Source organism: Anoxybacillus andreesenii (genome assembly GCF_030813005.1).
Classification (GTDB): Bacteria; Bacillota; Bacilli; order Bacillales; family Cytobacillaceae; genus Robertmurraya; species Robertmurraya andreesenii.
In genome coordinates this window covers 1-23,691 of sequence record NZ_JAUSTU010000038.1, presented here as the reverse complement: position 1 = coordinate 23,691, position 23,691 = coordinate 1, and the positions used below count along the sequence as shown (strand labels likewise).

Genomic DNA, 23,691 nt, shown 5'->3' with positions numbered 1-23,691 from the left:
GCTTCTCAGCGCCGATGGTAGTTAGGGGACGAGCCCTTGTGAGAGTAGGACGTTGCCGGGCGAGCGAAGAGTATCCAGTAGAGGGTACTCTTTTTTGCTTTGAAAAAAGACAAGTGAAGGAAAATAAAAAAAGCCCATACAGGCTTACTATGAATAGATTTCGGGCTTGTTTATTTTTCTCATTTTCTTTAAATAAAATTTATATTGAGGGTCACTTGTATCAGTTGAAATAATGCTCTTTTCACATTCCGTACAAATAAATGAAGTGTATAAATGTATGCCCTTTTCCTTAGACTGCTCACAAATAACACATGTTTCCCCATATGGTTTCTTTACTAGTACTGAATCCAATATGACTCCACCTCCACAACACTATTTTGCCCAATGGATTCCATTTATATAACAATATTTAGAATCTTCACTCTTATATTTCTCCACGTTCCTTGTTGTTAGTTAAGTTTATGTTTCTTGGAGATTTTCGTTGTATGTCTAAGCAGAGATTTTTTAAAATTATCCAGCTCCGTCCTAACTTCAATCGTAACTCCTTTTTTGCTGCCTAATTTGATAAAATAGACAGGTAGAATAAATAAAATGGTGATAACATGGATCAATTACGAACACCCCTATATCAAGCAGTTAAGGATCATGCTGAAAAAAGGCATATTTCTCTACATGTTCCTGGACATAAAAATGGTGAGCTATTAAGAAAGGAGGATTTGTTTTACCAGATGCTCTCAATGGATGTTACCGAGCTGTCTAATTTGGATGATTTACATTATCCAGAGGGAGCTATTTTGGAAGCAGAAAAGCTTTTATCGGACGCTTATCGATCGAAGCAGAGCTTTTTTCTTGTGAATGGTTCTACCGTGGGGAATTTGGCTATGATGATGGCAACGCTTGAGGAGGGTGACACGGTTTTTATACAAAGAAACTCCCATAAATCGATCTTGAATGGAATCGAGCTGACCAGAGCAAAGCCGATTCTTTTGGGGCCCGAGCTGGTCGAGGAGTGGGGGATTGCCGGCGGGGTATCGCTAGCGACGGTTAGGGAGGCCTACTCACTATATCCTGATTGCAAAGCGATCATATTAACCTACCCTAATTATTATGGAAACACATATGAGTTAAAGGAAATTATTGAGTTTGCCCATGATCAAGGGATTCCTGTGCTTATTGATGAGGCACATGGTGCTCATTTCATTGGTGGGGAATTTTTCCCTCCTTCGGCCCTTGAGCTAGGTGCAGATGTAGTAGTGCACTCCGCACATAAGACTCTCCCTGCAATGACGATGGGTTCATATCTTCACGTCAATAGTGCTTATGTTTCTGGGGAGAAAATAAACCATTTTTTAAGAATTCTTCAATCTAGCAGTCCTTCCTATCCCATTATGGTCTCACTGGATGTAGCAAGAAAATATATTGCTTCATACACAACGGAAGATGCCCAGTATTTAAAAGAGCTGATTGCTCACTTTAAAGAGGAATTATCGGGTATTAAACAAATAAAGGTGCTTGATTATCCAAATGGACTCGGGGATCCACTGAAGCTGACCCTTCAAACACAATGTCGCTATACAGGCTATGAATTGCAGCGATTATTTGAAGAGCAAGGGATATATACAGAAATGGCAGATCCGAACCATGTCCTTCTTGTATTACCCTTGTTAAAAAAAGGAATATCCTTTCCCTTTGATGAAATTGCAATGCGTATCAAGGCAGCTATGATTGATATCATTCCAGAGATAAGAGGCAGCGATTATTCTTATTTTAGAAAGAAAAAAATATCTACTATACAAGAAAAGAAGGATAGCCTTGTAAAAGAAATTCCGCTGCAGGAAGCGGAAAACTATATCTCTGCAGAAACCATTATTCCCTATCCTCCAGGGGTTCCATTATTGCTTCGAAGAGAAAAAATAACAAAAGAGGATTTGGAGGATATTACCCTGTTGCTAAACTCAGGAGCAAGATTCCAAGGGGGAGAGATATTAACGAAGGGGAAAGTTAAGGTTTTCTTATAAGATGGAGGAAAAACATAATGACTAGAGGAATATTTATTACAATAGAAGGACCTGAAGGAGCCGGTAAAACAACCGTTCTGAATATGTTGGTTGAAAAGCTTCATTCAGAAGGAAAAAAGGTTTTACAGACAAGGGAACCAGGAGGTATTGAAATAGCCGAACAAATACGAAGGGTTATATTAGATACAAATAATACCACGATGGATCCGAGGACAGAGGCACTCCTCTACGCAGCGGCACGTCGCCAGCATCTCATAGAAAAAGTAAAACCAGCCTTAGAGGAAGGCTATCTTGTTTTGTGTGATCGATTTATTGATAGCTCGCTCGCTTATCAAGGATATGCAAGAAAGCTAGGAATCGAAGAGGTTTATAGTATCAACAGCTTCGCCATTGAAGGCATGATGCCACAACTAACCTTATACTTCGATATTGAGCCTGAGATTGGGCTGAATAGAATTCGAAAAAATGATGAAAGAGAAGTAAATCGGTTAGATTTAGAAGATATCTATTTTCATCAAACTGTTCGTGAAGGATATCATCTTCTTTTGAAGAAATTCCCTGAACGAATTTCCATGATCAATGCAGAAAACCCTATTGAAGTCGTCTTAGAGGAAGCCTATCAAAAGATACGTAAATGTATTGAATAGTGGGCCAAAAATGACAACCATAGAGAAAACAGTCATATATTAAAATACCTGCTATAATATACATAATAGAAATGAGATTTAAGGAGTTGATAGAATGAAGCTCATTATCGCGGTTGTACAGGATCAGGATAGTAATCGCTTATCTGCTGCACTTGTTGAACATAATTTTCGTGCTACAAAGTTAGCTAGCACAGGTGGTTTTTTAAAATCCGGAAATACCACTTTTTTAATCGGAACGGATGACATTCGTGTTGACAAGGCATTGCAAATTATTAAGGATAATTGCCAGGCGAGAGATCAGCTCGTTACTCCAGTTTCACCAATGGGTGGAAATGCAGACTCCTTTGTTCCATATCCAGTAGAGGTAGAAGTGGGTGGAGCGACTGTATTTGTGTTACCAATTGAGCAGTTCCATAATTTTTAAAGGCTGTTTTACTGAAACAACCATGTTTGAGAAAAGAGCCTTTTTAAAAATCCAGTAAAAAAGAAGGTTCGCTATGAATACGTGGGAAGAGTATGAAAAAGTACAACCAACCGTTTTGAAGATGTTAAAAAATAGTATAATGAAGGATCGGTTAGCCCACGCTTATTTATTTGAAGGAATGCGGGGGACTGGAAAGAAAGAGGTTAGCCTGCTTCTAGCAAAGAGCCTATTTTGTACACAGCCGCTAGGAAGCTATATCCCCTGTAATTCTTGCCATAACTGCAAAAGGATTGATAACGGGAATCATCCTGATCTGCATATGATAGAACCTGATGGCTTATCGATTAAGAAACAGCAAATTCAAGACCTGCAGGAGGAATTTTCAAAGAAGGGCGTCGAATCAAAACGGAAGGTATATATCATTGTCCATGCCGATCGGATGACTGCTAATGCCGCTAATAGTCTATTGAAATTTCTGGAAGAACCCTCATCGGAAACTACAGCTATTTTACTAACAGAACAGGTGCAACAAATATTGCCAACGATTCTTTCCCGTTGCCAAATTGTTACGTTCAAACCACTATCTTCTGATATTCTCATTCAAAAATTAGTAGAAAATGGAGTAAATGAAAAGAAGGCTCCAGTAATTGCCCAGTTAACCAATAATTTAGACGAAGGTCTGAATTTAAGTCATGATGAATGGTTTGCACAAGCCCAAAAAATAGTGTTAAAATTGTATGAAGCCATGAGGAAAGGTTCACTTGAGGCTTTGGTATCACTTCAAGGGGATTGGTTCTTCCACTTCAAAGAAAAGAACCAGGTTGATCAAGGCTTAGACTTATTACTTCTTATTCTTAAGGATTTATTATATATTCAGCTTGGAAAGGGACATCGAGTAGTTCATTTAGAAGAAAGCCAGCGTCTGGAACAATTAGCGTTGCAAACGTCAGTGATTCGTTTGGCCAATCAAATGTCGGCCGTCTTAGATGCTAAGAGAAAGCTGCATGCGAATATGAATCCACAGCTGCTAATGGAGCAGCTTGTGTTGGAATTGCAGGAGGGGTCTTCATTTGTATGATGTAGTAGGAGTCCGCTTTAAGAAAGCGGGGAAAATATATTATTTTGATCCTGGGGATCTTTCAATTCAAAAGGACGATTTTGTCATTGTTGAGACAGTAAGAGGGGTTGAATACGGAAGGATTGTCATTGGTCCTAAGAAAGTAGAAGAGCATGATGTAGTGCTCCCTCTTAAAAAGGTTCTAAGAATTGCAGATCAAAAGGATAAGCTGATCGTTGAGGAAAATAAGCAATCTGCGAAGGAAGCTTATGAGGTTTGCTGTGAGAAGGTCAATCTACATCAGCTAGATATGAAACTAGTTGATGTGGAATATACCTTTGATCGCAATAAAGTCATCTTTTATTTTACAGCGGATGGTCGGGTAGATTTTCGAGAGCTAGTGAAGGATTTAGCAGCCATATTTAGAACGAGGATTGAATTGAGACAGATTGGTGTTCGTGATGAAGCGAAAATGCTTGGTGGAATAGGGCCATGTGGTCGTATGCTTTGCTGTTCCAGTTTTTTAGGTGACTTTGAACCTGTTTCTATTAAAATGGCCAAGGATCAGAATTTATCTCTCAATCCAACAAAGATCTCTGGATTATGCGGTCGCCTCATGTGCTGTTTAAAATACGAAAATGATGAATATGAATCCGCAAAGGAACAACTGCCAGATATAGGGGAAATGATCGGAACCCCAGCTGGCACAGGCAAAGTAGTAGGATTAAATATTTTGGAACGTATTCTTCAAGTAGAACTTATTGAACAAGGACGTGTTCTCGAATATACTCTAGATGAAATATTGAAGGAAGGCGCGATATAGAAGGGCCCCAGACAATTGAGGTGGAAGGCGTGAATAAAAAGGAAATCTTTGATTCAGTGAGCAATATGGAAGTTCAGATTGGGCAGCTGTATCAGCAGCTTGGTGAGTTGAAGCAGCATTTGGCGGAAATACTGGAAGAGAACAACTCATTAATGCTGGAAAATAGCCATCTTAGACGTCGACTTGAGCAAACCTCTGGTATAGAGCAAACAAACCAAAATAAGAGAAATGAGAAGTCATCAGGGCATCCAGTTGAGAAAATAATAGATATTGGAGAAGGATACGATAATTTGGCTCGCCTTTACCAAGAGGGCTTTCATATTTGTAATCTTCATTTTGGAAGTCCGCGTAAAGAAGGCGATTGTCTTTTCTGCTTGTCGTTTCTCAATAAAAAATAATTCCAGTCTTCCTATAAAGGAAGACTATTTTTTTAAGATTTGGAGGAACAAAACATGGTGCAATTAAAGGGTGACGAGCGGCTTGATTACTTGTTAGCAGAGGATTTAAGAATTATTCAGAGTCCGTCTGTATTTGCCTTTTCGCTAGATGCTGTCCTACTCGCAAGATTTGTCTATGTACCCATACAAAAAGGGCACTTAATTGATTTATGTAGTGGCAATGGGGTTATCCCCCTCTTTTTGAGTACAAGATCAAAGGGACAAATCACCGGTGTGGAAATTCAGGAACGGTTATATGATATGGCGATTCGAAGCTTTGAATATAATAAGCTTGGGTCTAGGGTTCAGATGATACACGGGGATATTAAGGAGATGCCTGCCCGATTGGGAAAGGAAAAATATGATGTTGTGACATGTAATCCCCCTTATTTTCCAACCCCTTCAAAGGAAGAAATGAATGAAAATGAACATTTAGCCATTGCACGTCATGAAATATACTGTACACTCGAGGATACGATCCGCATTTCCAGTCATCTCGTTAAACAGGGAGGCAAGGTTGCTTTTGTCCATCGTCCTGGGAGACTCTTAGATATTGTCACATTGATGCGCAATTATCGATTGGAGCCAAAAAGAATTCAGCTCGTCTATCCAAAGAAAGGCAAGGAAGCGAATATTCTATTAATAGAAGCAATTAAAGATGGAAAAGCTGATCTAAAAATTCTCTCCCCATTATATGTTTATGAAGAAAATAATGAGTACACACCTGAAATGCAGGAAATTCTTTATGGGAAGAAGTGAAGGAAATGTGGCAGCAAAAAAGTTTTGAAAATGAAGAACAGAAAGGGATTCTTTATTTAATACCCACGCCAATAGGAAACCTTGAGGATATGAGCTTTCGTGCGGTGAGATTACTAAAGGAAGCGGATTTGATTGCAGCTGAGGATACTCGAAATACGAAGAAATTATGCAATCATTTTGAGATTTCTACACCGATTGTGAGCCATCATGAGCATAATAAGGAAACAAGTGGTGGAAAGCTGATTGAAAAACTGAAGGAAGGGGCGAAGATTGCGCTAGTCAGTGATGCTGGCATGCCCACCATTTCCGACCCGGGATATGAGCTGGTTGTAGCGGCTGTTCGAGAACAGTTAACAGTGGTCCCTCTTCCAGGGGCTAACGCCGCTCTCACTGCTTTGATCGCATCAGGCTTGTCGACTCAGCCCTTTTATTTTTACGGATTCTTGCCAAGACAGAAAAAAGAAAAAGTTAAAGAGTTAGAGAGCCTTTCCAAAATCAATTCAACACTCATTCTTTATGAATCTCCCCATCGACTAAAGGAGACACTCCAGCAATTACTTAATGTTTTTGGGGATCGGGGAATTTCTCTCTGTAGAGAGTTAACCAAGAGGTATGAAGAATTTATTAGGGGAACCGTAAGCGAAGCACTACAGTGGGCGGAAAGGGAAGAAATCCGTGGAGAATTTTGTATCATCGTTGAAGGAAGCAAGGAGCAGATAGAAGAGGTAGATGCGTGGTGGGAAACCCTCTCCTTACTAGAGCATATTGAATATTATATTTCAGAAAAAAACTTTTCATCAAAAGAGGCTATTAAGCAGACCGCTAAGGATCGAAATATGAATAAAAGGGACGTATATCAGGCGTACCATGTGGATGCCCAGTAGAAAAGCAGAAGTGCTCTGCAATAAAATAGGGCTTCTCAGAAAGAGAAGCCCTTGAAATATAAAGATTAATTATGCTTTAATTGTTTGGAAAGCATCTTGAATTTCCTTCAATAGCTTTTCAGCACCATCACGGCTTAAGATTAATTTGCCGTCTGCGAAGGCAACGTTCTCATCAGATACTTCTCCAGTCACCTGGCAAGTCATGTTTGGCTTATATTTCTTAAGAATGATACGTTCGTCATCCACATAAATTTCCAAAGCATCCTTTTCTGCAATTCCTAAAGTACGTCTTAATTCAATAGGAATAACCACACGGCCTAGTTCATCAACCTTACGTACAATACCTGTAGATTTCATATAAATATCTCCTCTCAATCTCCCAAAAAAATTAATGTCTTCTCTCTCTATTCGTCATTATTCGACATTTTTCTTTCTTGTCCTAATAATAACAGTTATTCCCATAAACGTCAATAATTTTATATCCTTTTTCTTGAAAAAATATGGGTGCTTAAAAAAACATTGATTTTTTAACGTTTCATAAGTCATATATAATATTATATGTGGGCAAAAAATGAAAGGATTCTCAATCTATTTCTAAATTCTCTAGGTCAAAATCTGTTGAGTAGAGATTATTCGACGAAATTCGACAAAATTTTAGACTGTGGGATTATTTCATTTCCATACAAATGAATAATACATAATCAGTTTGCACATTTCCTTATTCTTAGGTATATTTTGATGATAGAATAGGAAATGATGACGAGTATATTGCTTGCGAAACCTACAATGATATATAAATAGATCTTGAGGTATATTTTTATCCCTATAAGGAGGGACAGGTTATGGAGAAAAAAACTTTTTATCTTACAACACCCATTTATTATCCTAGCGGCAATCTACATATAGGGCATGCCTATACAACTGTTGCAGGAGACGCAATGGCACGGTATAAGCGCTTGCGCGGATTTGATGTCATGTATTTAACTGGGACAGATGAGCATGGTCAGAAAATACAGCAAAAGGCAAACGAAAAAGGCGTTACCCCACAAGAATATGTGGATGAAATTGTAGCTGGGATTCAGGAGCTTTGGAAAAAGCTTGATATTTCTTACGATGATTTCATTCGAACCACACAGGATCGTCATAAGGAAGTAGTGGAGAAGATTTTTGCTCAATTATTGGAGCAAGGGGATATCTATTTAGATGAATATGAAGGATGGTACTGCACACCTTGTGAATCCTTCTTTACAGAAAGACAACTTAATGAAGGAAACTGTCCAGACTGTGGCAGACCAGTGGAAAAGGTGAAGGAAGAATCCTATTTCTTTAAGGTAAGTAAGTATGCAGATCGACTTCTCGAATACTATGAACAAAACCCAGGCTTTATCCAGCCGGAATCTCGAAAGAATGAAATGATCAACAATTTCATTAAACCAGGGCTAGAGGACTTGGCCGTATCAAGAACAACCTTTGATTGGGGAATTAAGGTGCCGGGCAACCCGAAGCATGTCATCTACGTATGGATTGATGCCCTTTCCAACTATATTACAGCCTTAGGCTATGGTACGGAAGACGATTCCAAATACCAAAAATATTGGCCAGCGGATTTCCATCTTGTCGGGAAGGAAATTGTCCGTTTCCACACGATTTATTGGCCAATTATGCTGATGGCGTTAGATTTGCCACTGCCTAAAAAGGTATTTGCCCATGGCTGGTTACTCATGAAGGACGGAAAAATGTCCAAGTCAAAGGGAAATGTGGTCGATCCTGTCACTCTAATTGATCGTTATGGCTTAGATGCTCTTAGATACTATTTATTAAGAGAAGTTCCATTTGGTTCAGATGGCGTGTTTACACCAGAAGGATTTATTGAAAGAATCAATTTTGATTTAGCCAATGATTTAGGAAATCTTTTGAACCGTACGGTTGCAATGATTGATCGCTATTTTGATGGAGTGATTCCTTCCTATAAAGGATCCCATAGTGAATATGATAAGCAACTGCTAGAGGTTAATAAAGAAACTGTTCAGAAATATGAAGAAGCAATGGAAAATATGGAATTCTCTGTTGCCCTCACCTCACTTTGGCAGCTTGTAAGCAGAACGAATAAATACATTGATGAAACACAGCCATGGGTGCTAGCGAAAGAAGAGAAGCAGGAGGAATTAGCTTCTGTCATGGCTCATTTAGTAGAGTCCTTGCGAAGAACAGCTATCTTGCTTCAGCCATTCCTAACCCGTACGCCAGGTGAAATCTTTAACCAATTGAACGTGAATGAGCCAGCCTTCACTTCATGGGAAAGCTTGGAGACATTTGGTCCGATTGGAGAAGGAGTTAAGGTTGCGAAAGGCAACCCACTTTTCCCACGTTTAGATATAGAGGAAGAAGTAGCTTTTATTAAAGAGAAGATGCAAGGACCTGCTGCCCCAGTAGAAGAGAAAAAGGAAGAGGTTCCGGAAGTTGAGGAAATCACGATTGATGATTTCATGAAGGTTGATTTACGGGTGGCACAAGTGATGGATGCCGAACCTGTGAAGAAGGCCGATAAGCTGTTAAAGCTTCAATTAGATTTGGGTTACGAGAAGCGCCAGGTCGTTTCAGGAATTGCTCAATACTACAAGCCTGAAGATCTGATTGGCCGTAAGGTCGTTTGCGTAACCAATCTAAAGCCAGTGAAGCTGCGTGGTGAGCTATCTCAGGGAATGATTCTAGCAGGTTCAAAGGATGGAGAGCTTTCATTGGCAACGATTGCTGAACAGCTCCCATTAGGTGCAAGAGTGAAATAGACAAAATGAATACATAGAAATGTTTCCTGTATAATGTTACACGTGAAACATTTCTATGTTTTTCTTTTATAAAAATAGTTCTGTGCTGCTTTGTTGTTGAGCTGCATATTACCTTATATGCATACGTTCACAATTGTTTTCATACCGAATTAAACAAGTATAGACACACGAGTAAGGCTAAGAATATAACTTAGATAACAATAGCTTTCGAAAAAAATCACCGCTATATGAATATAACAATTGTATTTTTAAATAAAATATAACCAAATTGATAAGAATGACATAAAAAAATAATATTTGAAATGTAAGGAGCTTTTAGATGTTATTCGACACACATGCCCATTTAAACGCAGAGCAATTTGAGGAAGATTTAGAAGAAGTCATTGGTAGAGCACAAAGCGAGGGAGTAGAAAATATTGTTGTAGTTGGCTTTGACCGTCCGACCATTACGAAAGCGATGGAGCTCGTTGATACATATGATTTTATGTATGCAAGTATAGGCTGGCATCCCGTTGATGCGATTGATATGACGGATGAGGACTTAGCTTGGATCGAGGAATTATCATCCCATCCAAAAGTCGTTGCAATTGGTGAAATGGGGCTCGACTATTATTGGGATAAGTCGCCAAAGGATATCCAAAAAGAAGTATTTCGCAAGCAAATACAGCTTGCTAAAAAAGTGAAGCTGCCCATCGTTATCCATAATCGTGAAGCAACTGCTGATATTGTTGAGATTTTGAGAGAAGAAGGGGCAGAAGCGGTTGGGGGGATCATGCATTGCTTCAGCGGAAGCGTGGAAATTGCCCGTGAATGCCTTGAAATGAACTTCCTCATTTCATTAGGGGGCCCTGTTACCTTCAAGAATGCGAAAAAGCCGAAGGAAGTGGCAGAAGCGGTTCCCCTTGAGAAGCTATTAATAGAAACAGATTGCCCTTATCTAGCTCCCCACCCTTATCGGGGGAAGCGAAATGAACCAGGCTATGTGAAGCTTGTAGCGGAACAAATTGCGTTACTAAAAGGGATTTCATACGAAGAGGTAGCGAAACAAACAACCTTAAATGCGAAGAAATTATTCGGCATAAAGTGATAAAGAATGATGTCGAATTACATAGATGCTTGTCCAATTAAATTCTAATTCCAAAAAGTTCTACATGTCTCCTTTTCTTCATAGGATAACCATGTCGAGAAGTCTCTCTTTACTTTTTCTCAGACTATTTTGCATAATAGGGAATATGTTCGGGGAAAGTGAAGGGTTGACATCCGCAGGTTAAGTTCTATATAATCACTCGAGAGAGAAGGAGGCGTTTTTCATCGTAATCGAAAACATGAAAAACCTGTTTTCCCAGTCTTTGAGTAAAAAGAAATGGATGATCATCATCGCTAGTTTCGTAGTATTTTCTGCAGCAGTAGGCTTTCTATTCTACGAAACTACGAAAAAAACAGTAGCTATAACACTTGATGGTCAAGAAGAGACGATTAAAACACATGCAACCACCGTCAAAGAAATATTTGCAGAATTAGATATATCACTTCACTCAGAAGACTATGTGTCTCCATCAGAGAACACGAAGGTTAAGAACAACCAAAAGATTGTATGGAAACCAGCAAAACAGGTTCAAATGGTTCAAGGAAACGAAAAGAAGCAAATCTGGACGACAGCTAAAACCGTGGAAGCGTTCTTAAAAGAACAAAATATTTCCTTAAGCGAGCATGATAAGGTTCAACCTACAGTAGATACAAAAGTTAAGCACAATTTAATCGTACAGATCGATAGAGCATTTTCTGTTACCGTCTTAGACGGTGGAGCAGAAAAACAGGTATGGTCCACTTCGACTACGGTCGCTGACTTTTTATTACAACAAGGAATCACACTAAATGAATTAGACCGTGTTGAGCCAAGTCTTGAAGAACAAGTAAATGAAAAGACTAAAGTTAACGTCATTCGAGTTGAAAAAGTCACCGATGTAGTGGAAGAACCAATTAAATTTGCTGTTGTGACAAAGAAAGATCATACGCTTGCTAAAGGAACAGAAAAAACCATATCCAGTGGTCAAGAAGGTCTCGTGAAAAAGGAATACGAAGTGATCTTAGAAAATGGTGAGGAAGTATCACGAAAACTTCTAAGAGAATCTACTATGAAAGAAAAACGTGATAAGGTTGTGGCAGTTGGTACAAAGACCACCACGCAAACCGTTTCCCGTGGAAGCGTGAATGCGGTTAAGGAATTCTATGTAAGCTCAACAGCTTATACCGCCAATTGCAACGGCTGTTCTGGAAGAACGGCTACAGGATTTAACCTAAAAGCAAACCCGAATGCAAAAATAATTGCTGTCGACCCGAGTGTTATTCCGCTAGGAACTAAGGTTTTTGTTGAAGGGTATGGCTATGCCATAGCTGCTGATACTGGATCAGCAATAAAAGGAAATAAAATTGATGTTTTCTTTGCCTCTAAATCGGATGCTTACCGATGGGGAAGAAAAAAAGTATTGATTAAGATTTTAGAATAAACTAGCGAATATGTTATATTTTAATGGGCAGAGAATTTCTCTCTGCTTTTTTTGATTTTCTTGTATTTTCTATTACACTTATATAGACGTACAACATTACAAAATTGTTTCAGTTTTTTATCATTTTTTACGAAAATATTTTTAAGGTGGTAAGTACCTATAGGTCCGGGAGGAAGTATGAAAAAAATTAAGGAGATTATTGTGGTGGAAGGCAAGGATGATACCACGGCGATAAAGAGGGCTGTTAATGCCGATACGATTGAAACGAACGGTTCGGCTATCAATAAAGAAACGCTGGAAAAAATAAAACTGGCTCAGCAAACGAGGGGAGTCATTATTTTTACAGATCCCGATTATCCGGGGCAAAAGATCAGACAAACCATTACAGAGCATGTTCCATCCTGTAAGCATGCTTTTATTCCAAAGGAAGCGGCCCTTCATAAGCATGGAAGGGGTGTAGGAGTGGAGCATGCGCAACCAGAGATAATTCAACAAGCCTTAAGAGAAGCTCAGCTTATGACCGAGGAAACGGTCGAAGAAATATCCAAAGAGGATCTCATGTTTGCTGGTTTAATGGGAGGGCCCAGTTCAAAGGAACGGCGAGAGAAATTGGGGCGAATATTGCGCATCGGGTATACGAATGGGAAACAGCTACATAAAAGACTGATGATGTTCCAAATTACAAAAGAGGCTTTTGCAGAAGCTGTAAGGGCAATACAACAGGAGGAGAAGCATGAATAAAGATATTGCAACACCTGTGAGAACGAGGGCTATTTTAGAGAAATATGGATTTTACTTTAAAAAAAGCTTAGGTCAAAACTTCCTTATTGACACAAATATTTTAAATCGAATTGTCGACCACGCCAACCTGACAGAAAATACAGGGGTGATCGAGATTGGCCCTGGTATTGGAGCTCTAACTGAACAATTAGCCCGCCGAAGTAAAAAGGTTGTCGCGTTTGAAATCGATCAAAGGCTATTGCCGATATTGGAAGATACCCTTTCCCCCTATTCAAATGTGGAAGTTATTCATCAGGATGTCTTAAAAGCAGATGTGGGGGCCATTATTGCCAAGGAACTTGAGGGAATAGAGGATATCATGGTAGTTGCTAACCTTCCTTATTATGTGACCACACCCATCATTATGAAGCTTCTGGAAGAAAAGCTGCCGATAAGAGGTATTGTTGTAATGCTCCAAAAGGAAGTAGCAGAAAGAATTTCAGCAAACCCAGGAACGAAGGATTACGGCTCGCTTTCAATTGCTGTACAGTACTACACGGTAGCGGAGACGGTCATGATCGTTCCAAAAACAGTTTTTGTCCCGCAACCAAATGTTGATTCGGCTGTCATAAGATTAACGGTGAGGGAAACTCCAAAGGTGGCTGTTGAGGACGAGGATTTCTTCTTTCACATCACAAAAGCAAGCTTTGCACAAAGAAGGAAAACTATTCTTAATAACCTTACAAGTCAACTGCCTGGAGGAAAAGAGAAAAAGGAGCAAATTCTTCAAGCATTACATGATGTGAATATTGATCCGACGAGAAGAGGAGAAACCCTTTCTATCGAGGAATATGCCCAATTAAGTGCAGCCCTTCATTCAGCCTTTCAGTAAGGCTGTTTTTTTATGCTTCTTTCTAAGGCACATGTACTAGGATTCATGCATATTTTGAAAAAGAAACGATCTTGATTTTTCATTCTGACTTAGCTTCTTTTTTGAGGAGCATGAATTTAGTAGGCCCTATTGGGCTAATTGGAGTGACCTTTAGTGACGATAAACCTCATGGATGTTGTCGGAAGAATATCCTATAAATGTGATATTCTATTCCGAGTAATCGATATAAGAACAGAGAATGGAAATAAAATAGCCATACTGTATGGGGAAGATTTTCGGTTAATCGCAGATGCTCCCTATAAGGATCTAATCGTTATAGACCAATCGACGAGGAATGAAAGGTCACGGGAATTTCGGTCTCTCGAGGAGCAATCCTATCGTTTATTTCAACAAGAAATGAATTTGTTAAGAGAGAAGCAAGAATATGATTCAACAGATGGCTATAAAAAGAAGATCAACTACTTTCAGCTTCCAGGTCGCGTTCTTCATATAGATGGTGACCCATCTTATTTAAGAAAATGCTTGGACCTATATGAGAAAATTGGGATTCCGGTTACAGGGATTCATTGCAGTGAAAAAGAAATGCCGAACAAAATACATCAGCAGATCGAGTATTATCGTCCTGATATTTTAGTTATTACCGGCCATGATGCCTACTCGAAATCCAAGGGTGAGATTGGGGATATTAATGCATATCGGCATTCGAAGTATTTTGTACAAACCGTGAGAGAGGCGAGGAGAATGATTCCTAATTTGGATCAGCTGGTCATCTTTGCGGGTGCATGTCAGTCTCATTTTGAGTCATTAATTCATGCGGGGGCTAATTTTGCCAGTTCCCCTTCCCGTATTAATATTCACGCCTTGGATCCCGTTTATATTGTGGCAAAGATTAGCTTTACACCCTTTATGGAGAGGATTAATGTCTGGGATGTTTTAAGAAACACATTAACAGGGGAAAAAGGACTCGGCGGGATTGAAACAAAAGGGATCCTCAGAACAGGAATGCCATTTAATGTGGAAAAGGAATAAACTTTTCGACAAAATTCCTCCCTCGCTTTTTATCGTCATTTGTAATCTGGTGGGAATGTTATGCTTTCCCTCCGGATTTTATTCTTGTAATTTCATCATCCTAAAGCCGCCTCTAAAGTATTTTGGGGCGCCATACATATTCTTGTCAAAATAGGAAATTATATTAATGTAGAAAATTAGAAAAAAATGTGGAATAAAATATATTGACAACTAAATTTAAACACTGTTATAATTTATATTTTTGTTTGACTAAATTATGTCAGTGTGATATACTTAACATAGTGAGGTGGACCGAATGACAAAAACGTTAATTGATATTAAGAAGGCCCTTGATTCAAATTTGGGAAAAAGATTATTATTAAGGGCAAATGGTGGTCGTAGGAAAACGATTGAACGCTCTGGTATTTTAGCGGAAACTTATCCTTCTGTGTTTGTGATTGAACTAGATCAGGATGAAAATGCATTCGAACGTGTATCTTACAGCTATGCAGATGTACTAACAGAAACGGTTCAGATTACCTTCTATGAAGATACAACAGGACAAGTAGCGTTAAGCTAGGAAGTCTATATTTATTTACGAGCAGTGAACAGAGGTTTGCTGCTTTTTATTTTTTTTAGAGACATCGATAATCAAAGGTTCCAATTTGGATGGATAGGATAAATTAGGCTCTTATGATTCACTGCTTCATACTTCATACTAAGGATACGTGGTGAAGAAAGGAGCTGTTCGTTTTGGGCAGAAGACGAGGAGTAATGTCAGAGGGCTTAAAAGAGGAGCTTGCTAAGGAGTTAGGCTTTTATGATGTCGTTCAAAAAGAGGGTTGGGGCGGTATCCGGGCGAGAGACGCCGGTAATATGGTAAAGCGCGCCATCGAAATAGCTGAACAACAATTAAGAAACAAGCGATAACTCTTAAGACTTACCAGTCAATTTAAGCAGATTCACTACGTTAAAGTCGGGGCTATCGCTCCGGCTTTTGCTTTGGTATTATACGTGCTGTTCAGGGTGTATATGCTTCTGTTTATAAAAAGTCAAGAAGAGCACGTCTTACATCAGTTGTTTTGTGGTAAAATAGGACAATAAAATGAATGGACGGGTTTTTCTGTATTTACTATCAGAAGAATGCTTGAGTAGGTGGAAATCTTGAAGGTCTTAATGAAAGCACCAGCGAAAATAAATTTGACATTAGATGTTTTACATAAACGTCCAGATGGCTATCATGAGGTTGAAATGATCATGACAACCATTGATCTTGCTGATCGGATTGAGTTAACTTGGCTGGACGAGAATGTGATTCGTGTGACATCACAGAATCGCTTTGTTCCAGATGATCAACGTAACTTGGCTTATCAAGCAGCCATACTTCTTAAAGACAGGTTTCAAGTTCAGCATGGCGTTCAAATCAACATTGAAAAAACAATCCCTGTTGCGGCCGGCCTTGCGGGTGGAAGCAGTGATGCAGCTGCGACCTTAAGAGGTCTTAACAGGCTATGGAAGCTTGGATTAAACTTGGATGAGCTTGCTGTGCTTGGAGCAGAAATCGGCTCTGATGTGTCATTTTGCGTCTATGGTGGAACGGCGCTAGCAAAAGGGAGAGGGGAAATAATTATGCCATTGCCCGCTCCCCCTAACTGCTGGGTTGTTCTTGCAAAACCGTTAATCGGGGTTTCAACCGCCGATGTCTACAGGCGCTTAAATGTGGAGCATATTTCTCATCCGGACACAAATTCCATGATCGAAGCCATTCGAAGAAATGACTTTGACGGAGTGTGTCAGCAGGTCGGGAATGTTCTCGAGGGAGTTACGTTAAAGATGTATCCTGAGGTAGCCCAAATTAAGGAGCAAATGTATCGATTCGGGGCAGATGCCGTTCTTATGAGTGGAAGTGGTCCAACAGTGTTTGCACTAGTACAGCATGATTCAAGAATGCATCGTCTATACAATGGGTTAAGAGGGTTTTGTGATCAGGTTTTTGCTGTAAGAATGTTGGGTGACAGACATACCCTTGATTAAATCCGGATAATAATGATATATTAACGTTAAAATATTCGGATAAGGGAGGTTGTATGCTATTGAAATTTCGTCGGAGTGATAGATTGGTCGATATGACGAATTATTTGTTAGAACATCCAAGAGAATTAGTTTCTTTATCCTTTTTCTCTGAAAGATATGGATCGGCAAAATCCTCGATCAGTGAAGACCTTGGAATCATTAAGGAAGCTTTCGAACAAAGAGGGATTGGGACGCTTCAAACCATTCCTGGTGCAGCGGGAGGGGTAAAGTTCTACGTAAAGGTTTCTGAATCGGAAGCAAGACCCTATATCGAAGAACTTTGCGCAACGATCGCACAGCCCGATCGACTCCTGCCTGGCGGGTACTTATATATGATGGATTTGTTGGGAAATCCCTCCATTGTTCAAAAGGCAGGTCGCTTACTCGCTTCAGCGTACATAGATACAAAAATTGATGTGGTCATGACGGTAGCAACGAAAGGGATTCCTCTTGCTTATGCCGTTGCAAGTCAGCTGAATGTTCCAGTCGTGATTGTTAGAAGAGACAGTAAGGTAACTGAGGGTTCAACGGTTAGTATCAATTATGTATCGGGCTCATCCAAAAGGATTCAGACGATGCTATTATCAAAGAGAAGCTTAGAGGAAGGCTCCAGTGTTCTGATCGTGGATGATTTTATGAAAGCGGGCGGGACGATTAATGGAATGATCAGCTTACTCGAAGAATTTAATGCAACGGTTGCGGGTATAGCTGTGTTAGTAGAAGCAGAAAAAACAGAAGAGAGACTTGTAGATGACTATTTATCTCTCATCAAGCTATCAGATGTGGATGTAAAAGAAAAGAAAATCTCCGTTAGCGTGGGAAATTATTTCGAAAAAATGAGTTCTTTGCAATGAGGCTAGGAATCCATGAAAACAAAATTCGAGAGGGGATGTTAATATGAAAACAGTTCAGACGAATCAAGCGCCAGCAGCCATAGGTCCATATTCACAAGGAATTATTGTAAATAATCTTTTTTTTAGCTCGGGGCAGATCCCGTTAACACCAGCTGGAGAAATGGTTCAGGGGGATGTTAAGGAGCAAACCCATCAAGTATTTAAGAATCTGCAAGCTGTCTTACAAGAGGCAGGAGCCTCCTTTGAGACGGTTGTAAAGGCTACCGTCTTTATAAAAAGTATGGATGATTTTGCTGCGGTAAACGAAGTTTATGGCGAATATTTTTCCCAACATAAGCCTGCTCGTTCTTGTGTGGAAGTAGCGAGGCTACCTAAGGATGCATTGGTAGAAATAGAAGTTATTGCTCTTGTGAAATAGTTTAGTTAATTGATATATGTCTGTAGTTGTGTGAAATTTTTTGAAAGCGGTTTATATCTTTCACGTGATTTTTAAAAAATATTTCCTAAAAAGAAGGAAAAATGGAAATTATGTTGAATTAGTTAACTTAGATTTTTAACTATTCGTAAAGGTGGTGAACACAATGGAAGTAACTGATGTCAGATTACGCCGTGTCAATACAGATGGCCGTATGAGAGCGATTGCCTCAATTACGCTTGATAATGAGTTTGTTGTTCATGACATTCGCGTCATCGATGGGAACAACGGATTGTTTGTTGCTATGCCAAGTAAGCGCACACCAGATGGGGAATTTCGTGATATCGCTCATCCAATCAATTCAGGGACGCGCGGAAAAATCCAAGAGGCTGTTTTGGCTGAGTACCACCGTTTAGGTGAATTAGAAGTTGAATTTGAAGAAGCCGGAGCTTCTTAGGATATTGCAACAAGGGCCTACTTCATAAGTAAGGCCTTTTTTCATCCGAAGTTTTCCTCAAGTGGAACCATCACTAACCTATCCACCTTTCCATACCCCCGCTTGCTAATTGTTAAACCTCCTTTTTACAAATATTTGTACTTATTGAACTTTCCTTGAAATAGTCATGTATTTAGGATATATTTTTAATGGATTCATTTAACTAATTGACGATTTTAATCGATTTATAGTAATTTTAGGCCTTTTCACAAAGGTAATGGAGGACTGTCAATGTCTAAACGTTATGCGGTCATACTAGCCGCTGGTCAAGGGACAAGGATGAAGTCAAAGCTCTATAAGGTCTTGCATCCCGTTTGCGGCAAACCTATGGTTCAACATGTAGTGGATCAAGTTTCCAAACTTCAAATGGACAGAATTGTGACCATTATTGGCCACGGGGCAGAGCTTGTTCAATCTCAATTGGGAGAAGCCTGCAGCTATGCCTTACAGGAAGAACAGCTAGGTACCGCTCATGCTGTGATACAGGCTCGTTCCATCCTTGAAGATAAAGAGGGTATTACGCTTGTTGTTTGTGGAGATACTCCGTTAATCAAGGCTGAAACGATGGAATCATTAGTTAAGCACCATGAAGAAGCAAAGGCGAAAGCGACGGTTTTAACCGCTTATGCAGATGATCCGACTGGCTATGGACGTATTATTCGCAATAAAAATGGGTTAGTTGAGAAAATTGTTGAACATAAGGATGCGACAGAAGAGGAAAGAACCGTTAGAGAAATTAATACAGGTACATATTGCTTTGATAATAGAGCACTATTTGAGGCGTTAAATAATGTTTCAAATGAGAATGTACAAGGAGAATACTATCTCCCAGACGTGATTGAAATTCTAAAAAATGCTGGTGAGACAGTTACTGCTTATCAAACGGATGATTTTGAAGAAACTCTTGGCGTTAATGATCGAGTAGCTCTCGCAAAAGCAGAGACTATATTAAGGAAGAGAATTAATGAGTTTCATATGCGAAACGGCGTATCGATCATTGATCCCGATCATACGTATATCGGTTCTGATGTGGAGATTGGACAGGATACCATTATTCAACCTGGAACGATTCTATCAGGAAATACAAGAATTTCTTCAGATTGCACAATTGGACCCAACAGTGAAATTAGCAATTGTCTAATTGGAGAAGGTACGGTCATTCGTCAATCTGTTGCTTATGACAGCGAGATTGGCTCTCATGTCAATATTGGACCATTTGCTCACATTCGACCACAATCACAAATTCACGATGAAGTAAAGATCGGAAATTTTGTTGAGATAAAGAAATCCGTATTTGGGAAAGGCAGCAAGGCATCCCATCTAAGCTACATAGGAGATGCTGAAGTGGGCAGTGATGTTAACATCGGCTGTGGCTCCATCACCGTAAACTATGACGGGAAAAAGAAATATTTGACGAAGATTGAGGACGATGTCTTTATTGGTTGCAACTCCAATCTAGTGGCACCAGTCACGATTGGAAACGGTGCATACGTGGCAGCAGGTTCAACGGTTACACAGGATGTTCCTGGAAATGCTCTAGCGATTGCCCGAGCCAGACAAGTTAATAAAGAGCAGTACGCAGACAAATTGAAAAAATAGGTTGTGTTCATGTTCAGTGTCGATCAAACCTTATTTGTATGGAGTGAATAACCCATATGCATAAGGATCGGCATTGGCGTATAACAGAGCCAAAAAATAAGAAAAGCAATTGGAGGTTCACCATGTCAAATCAGTATTTAGATCCGAATTTAAAGGTGTTTACCTTAAATTCAAACCGACAGCTAGCAGAAGAAATTGCAAGGGTAATTGGTGTTGAGCTTGGAAAATGTTCCGTTCAAAGATTTAGTGATGGAGAGGTTCAAATCAATATTGAAGAAAGCATTCGCGGCTGTGATGTTTTCGTCATCCAATCGACGAGTTCTCCAGTGAATGAACATTTAATGGAGTTACTGATTATGATTGATGCTCTAAAGCGTGCATCTGCTAAGACCATTAATATTGTTATGCCATATTACGGTTATGCAAGACAGGACCGTAAAGCAAGAGCTCGTGAGCCAATTACAGCTAAGCTAGTGGCTAATTTACTTGAAACTGCTGGTGCCACAAGGGTCATTACCCTTGATTTACATGCTCCACAAATTCAAGGATTCTTTGATATTCCTACAGATCATTTAATGGGGGTACCGATTTTAGCAGATTATTTTCAGCATAAAGATTTGAATGGAGATATCGTGATTGTATCACCTGACCATGGTGGGGTGACACGTGCTCGAAAAATGTCTGAACGTCTGAAAGCTCCAATTGCAATTATTGATAAGCGCAGACCAAAGCCAAATGTGGCAGAGGTCATGAATATCGTCGGAAATATTGAAGGCAAAGTGGCCATTTTAATTGATGATATCATTGATACCGCTGGTACAATTACCTTAGCCGCCAACGCACTAGTCGAAAATGGTGCCTTAGAGGTTTATGCGTGCTGTACACACCCAGTTCTTTCCGGTCCTGCGATTGAACGTATCGAAAACTCAAAAATTAAAGAGCTTGTTGTCACAAACTCAATTGCACTTTCTGAAGAGAAGTTGTCTGGGAAAATTAAACAATTATCTGTTGCTGCGCTAATAGGCGAAGCCATTATCCGGGTACATGAGCACCAATCTGTTAGTACACTTTTTGATTAATCATAAATAATGACAAGGCTTGCTTTAAAAAGGCAAGCCTTTCCCCGATCAGTGTGTGGGCAATCTCAGGAGAAGAGCACTTCTCTAAGTATTATGTTTATTCCTTACTTATTTTGGGCATTTTCTATATAGAACGCTCTTAAAATTAGGAAGGGGTAAATAACATGAGTACTGCATTACAGGCTACAGAGAGAACTGAGTTTCGCAACTCTACACTCACGAAGATTCGCAAAGAAGGGAATATCCCAGCTGTCGTATATGGCAACAAAGTGAGTAGCACCTCCGTTTATGTAAATGGGGCGGATTTTTTGAAAAAAATACGTGAGGTTGGTCGAAATGGTGTTTTTCCGTTAGACTTAAACGGTAAGCAGGTCAATGTTATATTAACGGAGTACCAAGCTGATCCAGTTAAGAATGAAATTTTACATGCTGATTTATTAGCTGTAGATATGTCCAAGGAAATCACTGCAGATGTGCGGGTTAATCTAGTTGGAGAAGCAGCTGGCGTGAAGGATGGCGGAGTGATGCAGTTAGCCCTGCATGAGGTATCCATTACTGCGACACCTGCCAATATTCCTTCAGCTATTGATGTCGATGTTTCACATTTACAGGTGGGGGAAACCATTACGGTCGGTGAACTAAGCGCCGGAAAAGAGTTTCAGATTAACCATGAAGCCGAACAGACCATTGTATCGATACTTCCACCAAAGGTTGAGGTAGAAATAGATACAGGTGAGGAGCAAGAGGAAGGAATTCCGAAGAACGAAGAGGGCAGGGAAACTGAGGCTAGTGAAGAAAAGTCTGAATAAGCAAGGCTTAAGGGACTGACAGATAAAAGTCAGCCCCTTAACGTTTTGGTAGCCGTTTAGGACCAGCACTAGCAGCCTTTAATAAGGAGGGTGAGAAAATGAAATTAATCGTAGGCCTAGGCAATCCAGGAAGGCAATATGAAAAAACAAGGCATAATATAGGTTTTGAAGTGATTGATTATTTATCTAATCAGCTCCATATCCCCCTTGATCAATCCAAGCATAAGGGATTGTATGGTGTAGGTCATGTAAGGGGAGAGAAGGTATTTTTGCTCAAGCCGTTAACATATATGAATTTATCAGGAGAATCTGTTCGACCTCTCATGGACTATTATGATATTGATCTGGAAGATTTGATTGTGATATACGATGATTTAGATCTTCCAGTTGGAAGGATACGTCTAAGACAAAAGGGCAGTGCCGGTGGACATAATGGCATGAAGTCTATCATTGCCCATGTGGGCAGCCAGGAATTTAATAGAATAAGAGTAGGTGTTAGTAGGCCTTCCAATGGTCAGCCTATTACAGATTATGTATTGTCTCGGTTCACAAAGGAAGAGCAGGAGATCATGAATCAGGTCATTGCAAAATGCGGAGAGGCCTGTGAAGCTACGTTTGAACGGCCGTTTTTGCAAGTGATGAATGAATATAACCAAAAATAATCACAAAGGTCGACTTGAAGTAATTAGGTGAATAAAGTCTCTTTTAAACGGTTATTAATAAAGATAATGAACTGTTTGAAGGGGAGGCTAATTATGGCTCTAAAATACTATTGTCGACATTGTGGACACCCGATGGGTACCATTGATAATATAGCAATGGATTCAGAAAGGCTGGGTCTAAGTGAGCTTACTGATGAGGAGCGAATGGAGATGGTATCCTATGACTCCTCAGGTGATATCCATATCAAAGCGATTTGTGAGGACTGCCATGAATCGTTAAAGCGGAACCCGGATTATTATCAATATGATTACCTTATTCATTAAGGGCTGTCTCTACACTGATTGGAGGCAAGAGCCCTTTTCATACAAGCTTTGGACTTTATCTCCAAGGCATTTTTCTATTCGTAATGTTTGAGAAAGAGCCATTGTTAAACTAGGCTGTTTTCGTACGGATTGTTGTTTGGAATGGCTCTAATGCCAGCCATTCCTCTTTATACGTAGCATGTGATACGCATTTAGTAAGAGCTCTTTTCTCCGCTTCATTAATAAATATACGAGCAAAATCACTAGTTTAGCTTAATCATTTTGTCTAAAAGCAACAATGTTTGAGAAAAGAGCCTTAAACTATTAATAGATTACACACTTGTAAAAAGTCCTGCGGTAATATGTCAAGCCCAAAAATCTAAGGAATTGGAAATTTTAAACCCACCAGCATCTAAAAAAGGCAATACTAAAGAAACCC

The 23,691-nt window shown here is 39.6% G+C and carries 27 protein-coding genes; 25 read left to right on the top strand and 2 right to left on the bottom strand.

Annotated features, from left to right (window positions below; all coding sequences use genetic code 11):
• Nucleotides 1–147: 147 nt before the first annotated feature.
• On the bottom strand, nucleotides 148–351 hold the full coding sequence (locus J2S07_RS20375) for a sigma factor G inhibitor Gin (RefSeq protein WP_307152242.1): 204 nt from the start codon (nucleotides 349–351) through the stop codon (nucleotides 148–150).
• 251 nt (nucleotides 352–602) lie between these two features.
• Here J2S07_RS20375 and J2S07_RS20370 point away from each other — a divergent pair, with 251 nt between their 5' ends.
• The 8 genes from J2S07_RS20370 to rsmI all read left to right on the top strand — a co-directional run bounded on the left by J2S07_RS20370 (nucleotide 603) and on the right by rsmI (nucleotide 7,049).
• Nucleotides 603–2,018 carry an aminotransferase class I/II-fold pyridoxal phosphate-dependent enzyme gene (locus J2S07_RS20370; RefSeq protein ID WP_307152241.1) on the top strand — a complete coding sequence of 472 codons (1,416 nt, stop codon included), beginning with the start codon at nucleotides 603–605 and terminating at the stop codon, nucleotides 2,016–2,018.
• 17 nt (nucleotides 2,019–2,035) lie between these two features.
• Nucleotides 2,036–2,665 (top strand): dTMP kinase, encoded by a 630-nt coding sequence (gene tmk / locus J2S07_RS20365; protein WP_307152240.1) that lies wholly within the window; start codon nucleotides 2,036–2,038, stop codon nucleotides 2,663–2,665.
• A 94-nt stretch (nucleotides 2,666–2,759) separates the two neighbouring features.
• Nucleotides 2,760–3,089, top strand: a complete 330-nt coding sequence (darA, locus tag J2S07_RS20360) for a cyclic di-AMP receptor DarA (protein WP_307152239.1) — start codon at nucleotides 2,760–2,762, stop codon at nucleotides 3,087–3,089.
• Between the two features lie 73 nt (nucleotides 3,090–3,162).
• Complete coding sequence (gene holB, locus J2S07_RS20355) at nucleotides 3,163–4,167, top strand: DNA polymerase III subunit delta' (protein WP_307152238.1); 1,005 nt, start codon at nucleotides 3,163–3,165, stop codon at nucleotides 4,165–4,167.
• Nucleotides 4,160–4,969: a PSP1 domain-containing protein gene (locus J2S07_RS20350; RefSeq protein WP_307152237.1), complete on the top strand. Its 810-nt coding sequence runs from the start codon at nucleotides 4,160–4,162 to the stop codon at nucleotides 4,967–4,969. Before holB ends, J2S07_RS20350 begins: the two co-directional genes overlap by 8 nt.
• 29 nt (nucleotides 4,970–4,998) lie before the next feature.
• Nucleotides 4,999–5,367 carry a DNA replication initiation control protein YabA gene (yabA, locus tag J2S07_RS20345; RefSeq protein WP_307152236.1) on the top strand — a complete coding sequence of 123 codons (369 nt, stop codon included), beginning with the start codon at nucleotides 4,999–5,001 and terminating at the stop codon, nucleotides 5,365–5,367.
• 54 nt (nucleotides 5,368–5,421) lie between these two features.
• Nucleotides 5,422–6,165, top strand: coding sequence for a tRNA1(Val) (adenine(37)-N6)-methyltransferase (locus J2S07_RS20340; protein WP_307152235.1), 744 nt, complete (start codon nucleotides 5,422–5,424; stop codon nucleotides 6,163–6,165).
• A 5-nt stretch (nucleotides 6,166–6,170) separates the two neighbouring features.
• Nucleotides 6,171–7,049 (top strand): 16S rRNA (cytidine(1402)-2'-O)-methyltransferase, encoded by an 879-nt coding sequence (gene rsmI / locus J2S07_RS20335; protein ID WP_307152234.1) that lies wholly within the window; start codon nucleotides 6,171–6,173, stop codon nucleotides 7,047–7,049.
• A 69-nt stretch (nucleotides 7,050–7,118) separates the two neighbouring features.
• On the opposite strand, the gene abrB is transcribed toward rsmI, so the two are convergent.
• Nucleotides 7,119–7,406: a transition state genes transcriptional regulator AbrB gene (abrB, locus tag J2S07_RS20330; protein ID WP_510182031.1), complete on the bottom strand. Its 288-nt coding sequence runs from the start codon at nucleotides 7,404–7,406 to the stop codon at nucleotides 7,119–7,121.
• A gap of 485 nt (nucleotides 7,407–7,891) precedes the next feature.
• Between abrB and metG the strand changes: the two genes are divergently transcribed.
• The 17 genes from metG to fin all read left to right on the top strand — a co-directional run bounded on the left by metG (nucleotide 7,892) and on the right by fin (nucleotide 23,273).
• Complete coding sequence (gene metG / locus J2S07_RS20325; protein WP_370872909.1) at nucleotides 7,892–9,835, top strand: methionine--tRNA ligase; 1,944 nt, start codon at nucleotides 7,892–7,894, stop codon at nucleotides 9,833–9,835.
• A gap of 319 nt (nucleotides 9,836–10,154) precedes the next feature.
• Complete coding sequence (locus tag J2S07_RS20320; protein WP_307152233.1) at nucleotides 10,155–10,922, top strand: TatD family hydrolase; 768 nt, start codon at nucleotides 10,155–10,157, stop codon at nucleotides 10,920–10,922.
• Between the two features lie 238 nt (nucleotides 10,923–11,160).
• A complete protein-coding gene (locus J2S07_RS20315; protein WP_307152232.1) occupies nucleotides 11,161–12,342 on the top strand; it encodes a resuscitation-promoting factor in 1,182 nt (393 codons plus the stop codon).
• A gap of 177 nt (nucleotides 12,343–12,519) precedes the next feature.
• Nucleotides 12,520–13,083, top strand: coding sequence for a ribonuclease M5 (rnmV, locus tag J2S07_RS20310; protein ID WP_307152231.1), 564 nt, complete (start codon nucleotides 12,520–12,522; stop codon nucleotides 13,081–13,083).
• A complete protein-coding gene (gene rsmA, locus J2S07_RS20305) occupies nucleotides 13,076–13,954 on the top strand; it encodes a 16S rRNA (adenine(1518)-N(6)/adenine(1519)-N(6))-dimethyltransferase RsmA (protein WP_307152230.1) in 879 nt (292 codons plus the stop codon). Before rnmV ends, rsmA begins: the two co-directional genes overlap by 8 nt.
• 153 nt (nucleotides 13,955–14,107) lie before the next feature.
• Entirely contained in the window at nucleotides 14,108–14,983 is an 876-nt protein-coding gene (yabG, locus tag J2S07_RS20300) for a sporulation peptidase YabG (protein ID WP_307152229.1), read from the top strand.
• A 295-nt stretch (nucleotides 14,984–15,278) separates the two neighbouring features.
• Nucleotides 15,279–15,542, top strand: a complete 264-nt coding sequence (gene veg, locus J2S07_RS20295) for a biofilm formation stimulator Veg (protein ID WP_307152228.1) — start codon at nucleotides 15,279–15,281, stop codon at nucleotides 15,540–15,542.
• A 173-nt stretch (nucleotides 15,543–15,715) separates the two neighbouring features.
• Entirely contained in the window at nucleotides 15,716–15,892 is a 177-nt protein-coding gene (locus tag J2S07_RS20290) for a small, acid-soluble spore protein, alpha/beta type (RefSeq protein WP_307152227.1), read from the top strand.
• A 234-nt stretch (nucleotides 15,893–16,126) separates the two neighbouring features.
• Nucleotides 16,127–16,996 carry a 4-(cytidine 5'-diphospho)-2-C-methyl-D-erythritol kinase gene (gene ispE, locus J2S07_RS20285; protein ID WP_307152226.1) on the top strand — a complete coding sequence of 290 codons (870 nt, stop codon included), beginning with the start codon at nucleotides 16,127–16,129 and terminating at the stop codon, nucleotides 16,994–16,996.
• Nucleotides 16,997–17,055: 59 nt separating this feature from the next.
• Nucleotides 17,056–17,889: a pur operon repressor gene (gene purR / locus J2S07_RS20280; RefSeq protein ID WP_307152225.1), complete on the top strand. Its 834-nt coding sequence runs from the start codon at nucleotides 17,056–17,058 to the stop codon at nucleotides 17,887–17,889.
• Nucleotides 17,890–17,932: 43 nt separating this feature from the next.
• Nucleotides 17,933–18,307 carry a 2-iminobutanoate/2-iminopropanoate deaminase gene (ridA, locus tag J2S07_RS20275; RefSeq protein ID WP_307152224.1) on the top strand — a complete coding sequence of 125 codons (375 nt, stop codon included), beginning with the start codon at nucleotides 17,933–17,935 and terminating at the stop codon, nucleotides 18,305–18,307.
• 163 nt (nucleotides 18,308–18,470) lie between these two features.
• Entirely contained in the window at nucleotides 18,471–18,761 is a 291-nt protein-coding gene (spoVG, locus tag J2S07_RS20270; RefSeq protein ID WP_003347151.1) for a septation regulator SpoVG, read from the top strand.
• 270 nt (nucleotides 18,762–19,031) lie between these two features.
• Nucleotides 19,032–20,399 (top strand): bifunctional UDP-N-acetylglucosamine diphosphorylase/glucosamine-1-phosphate N-acetyltransferase GlmU, encoded by a 1,368-nt coding sequence (gene glmU, locus J2S07_RS20265; protein WP_307152223.1) that lies wholly within the window; start codon nucleotides 19,032–19,034, stop codon nucleotides 20,397–20,399.
• A 122-nt stretch (nucleotides 20,400–20,521) separates the two neighbouring features.
• Entirely contained in the window at nucleotides 20,522–21,478 is a 957-nt protein-coding gene (locus J2S07_RS20260; RefSeq protein WP_307152222.1) for a ribose-phosphate diphosphokinase, read from the top strand.
• Nucleotides 21,479–21,642: 164 nt separating this feature from the next.
• Nucleotides 21,643–22,287: a 50S ribosomal protein L25/general stress protein Ctc gene (locus J2S07_RS20255; protein ID WP_307152221.1), complete on the top strand. Its 645-nt coding sequence runs from the start codon at nucleotides 21,643–21,645 to the stop codon at nucleotides 22,285–22,287.
• 98 nt (nucleotides 22,288–22,385) lie between these two features.
• A complete protein-coding gene (gene pth, locus J2S07_RS20250; protein WP_307152220.1) occupies nucleotides 22,386–22,949 on the top strand; it encodes an aminoacyl-tRNA hydrolase in 564 nt (187 codons plus the stop codon).
• Between the two features lie 93 nt (nucleotides 22,950–23,042).
• Nucleotides 23,043–23,273, top strand: a complete 231-nt coding sequence (gene fin / locus J2S07_RS20245; protein ID WP_307152219.1) for an anti-sigma-F factor Fin — start codon at nucleotides 23,043–23,045, stop codon at nucleotides 23,271–23,273.
• The last annotated feature ends 418 nt before the right edge of the window (nucleotides 23,274–23,691 follow it).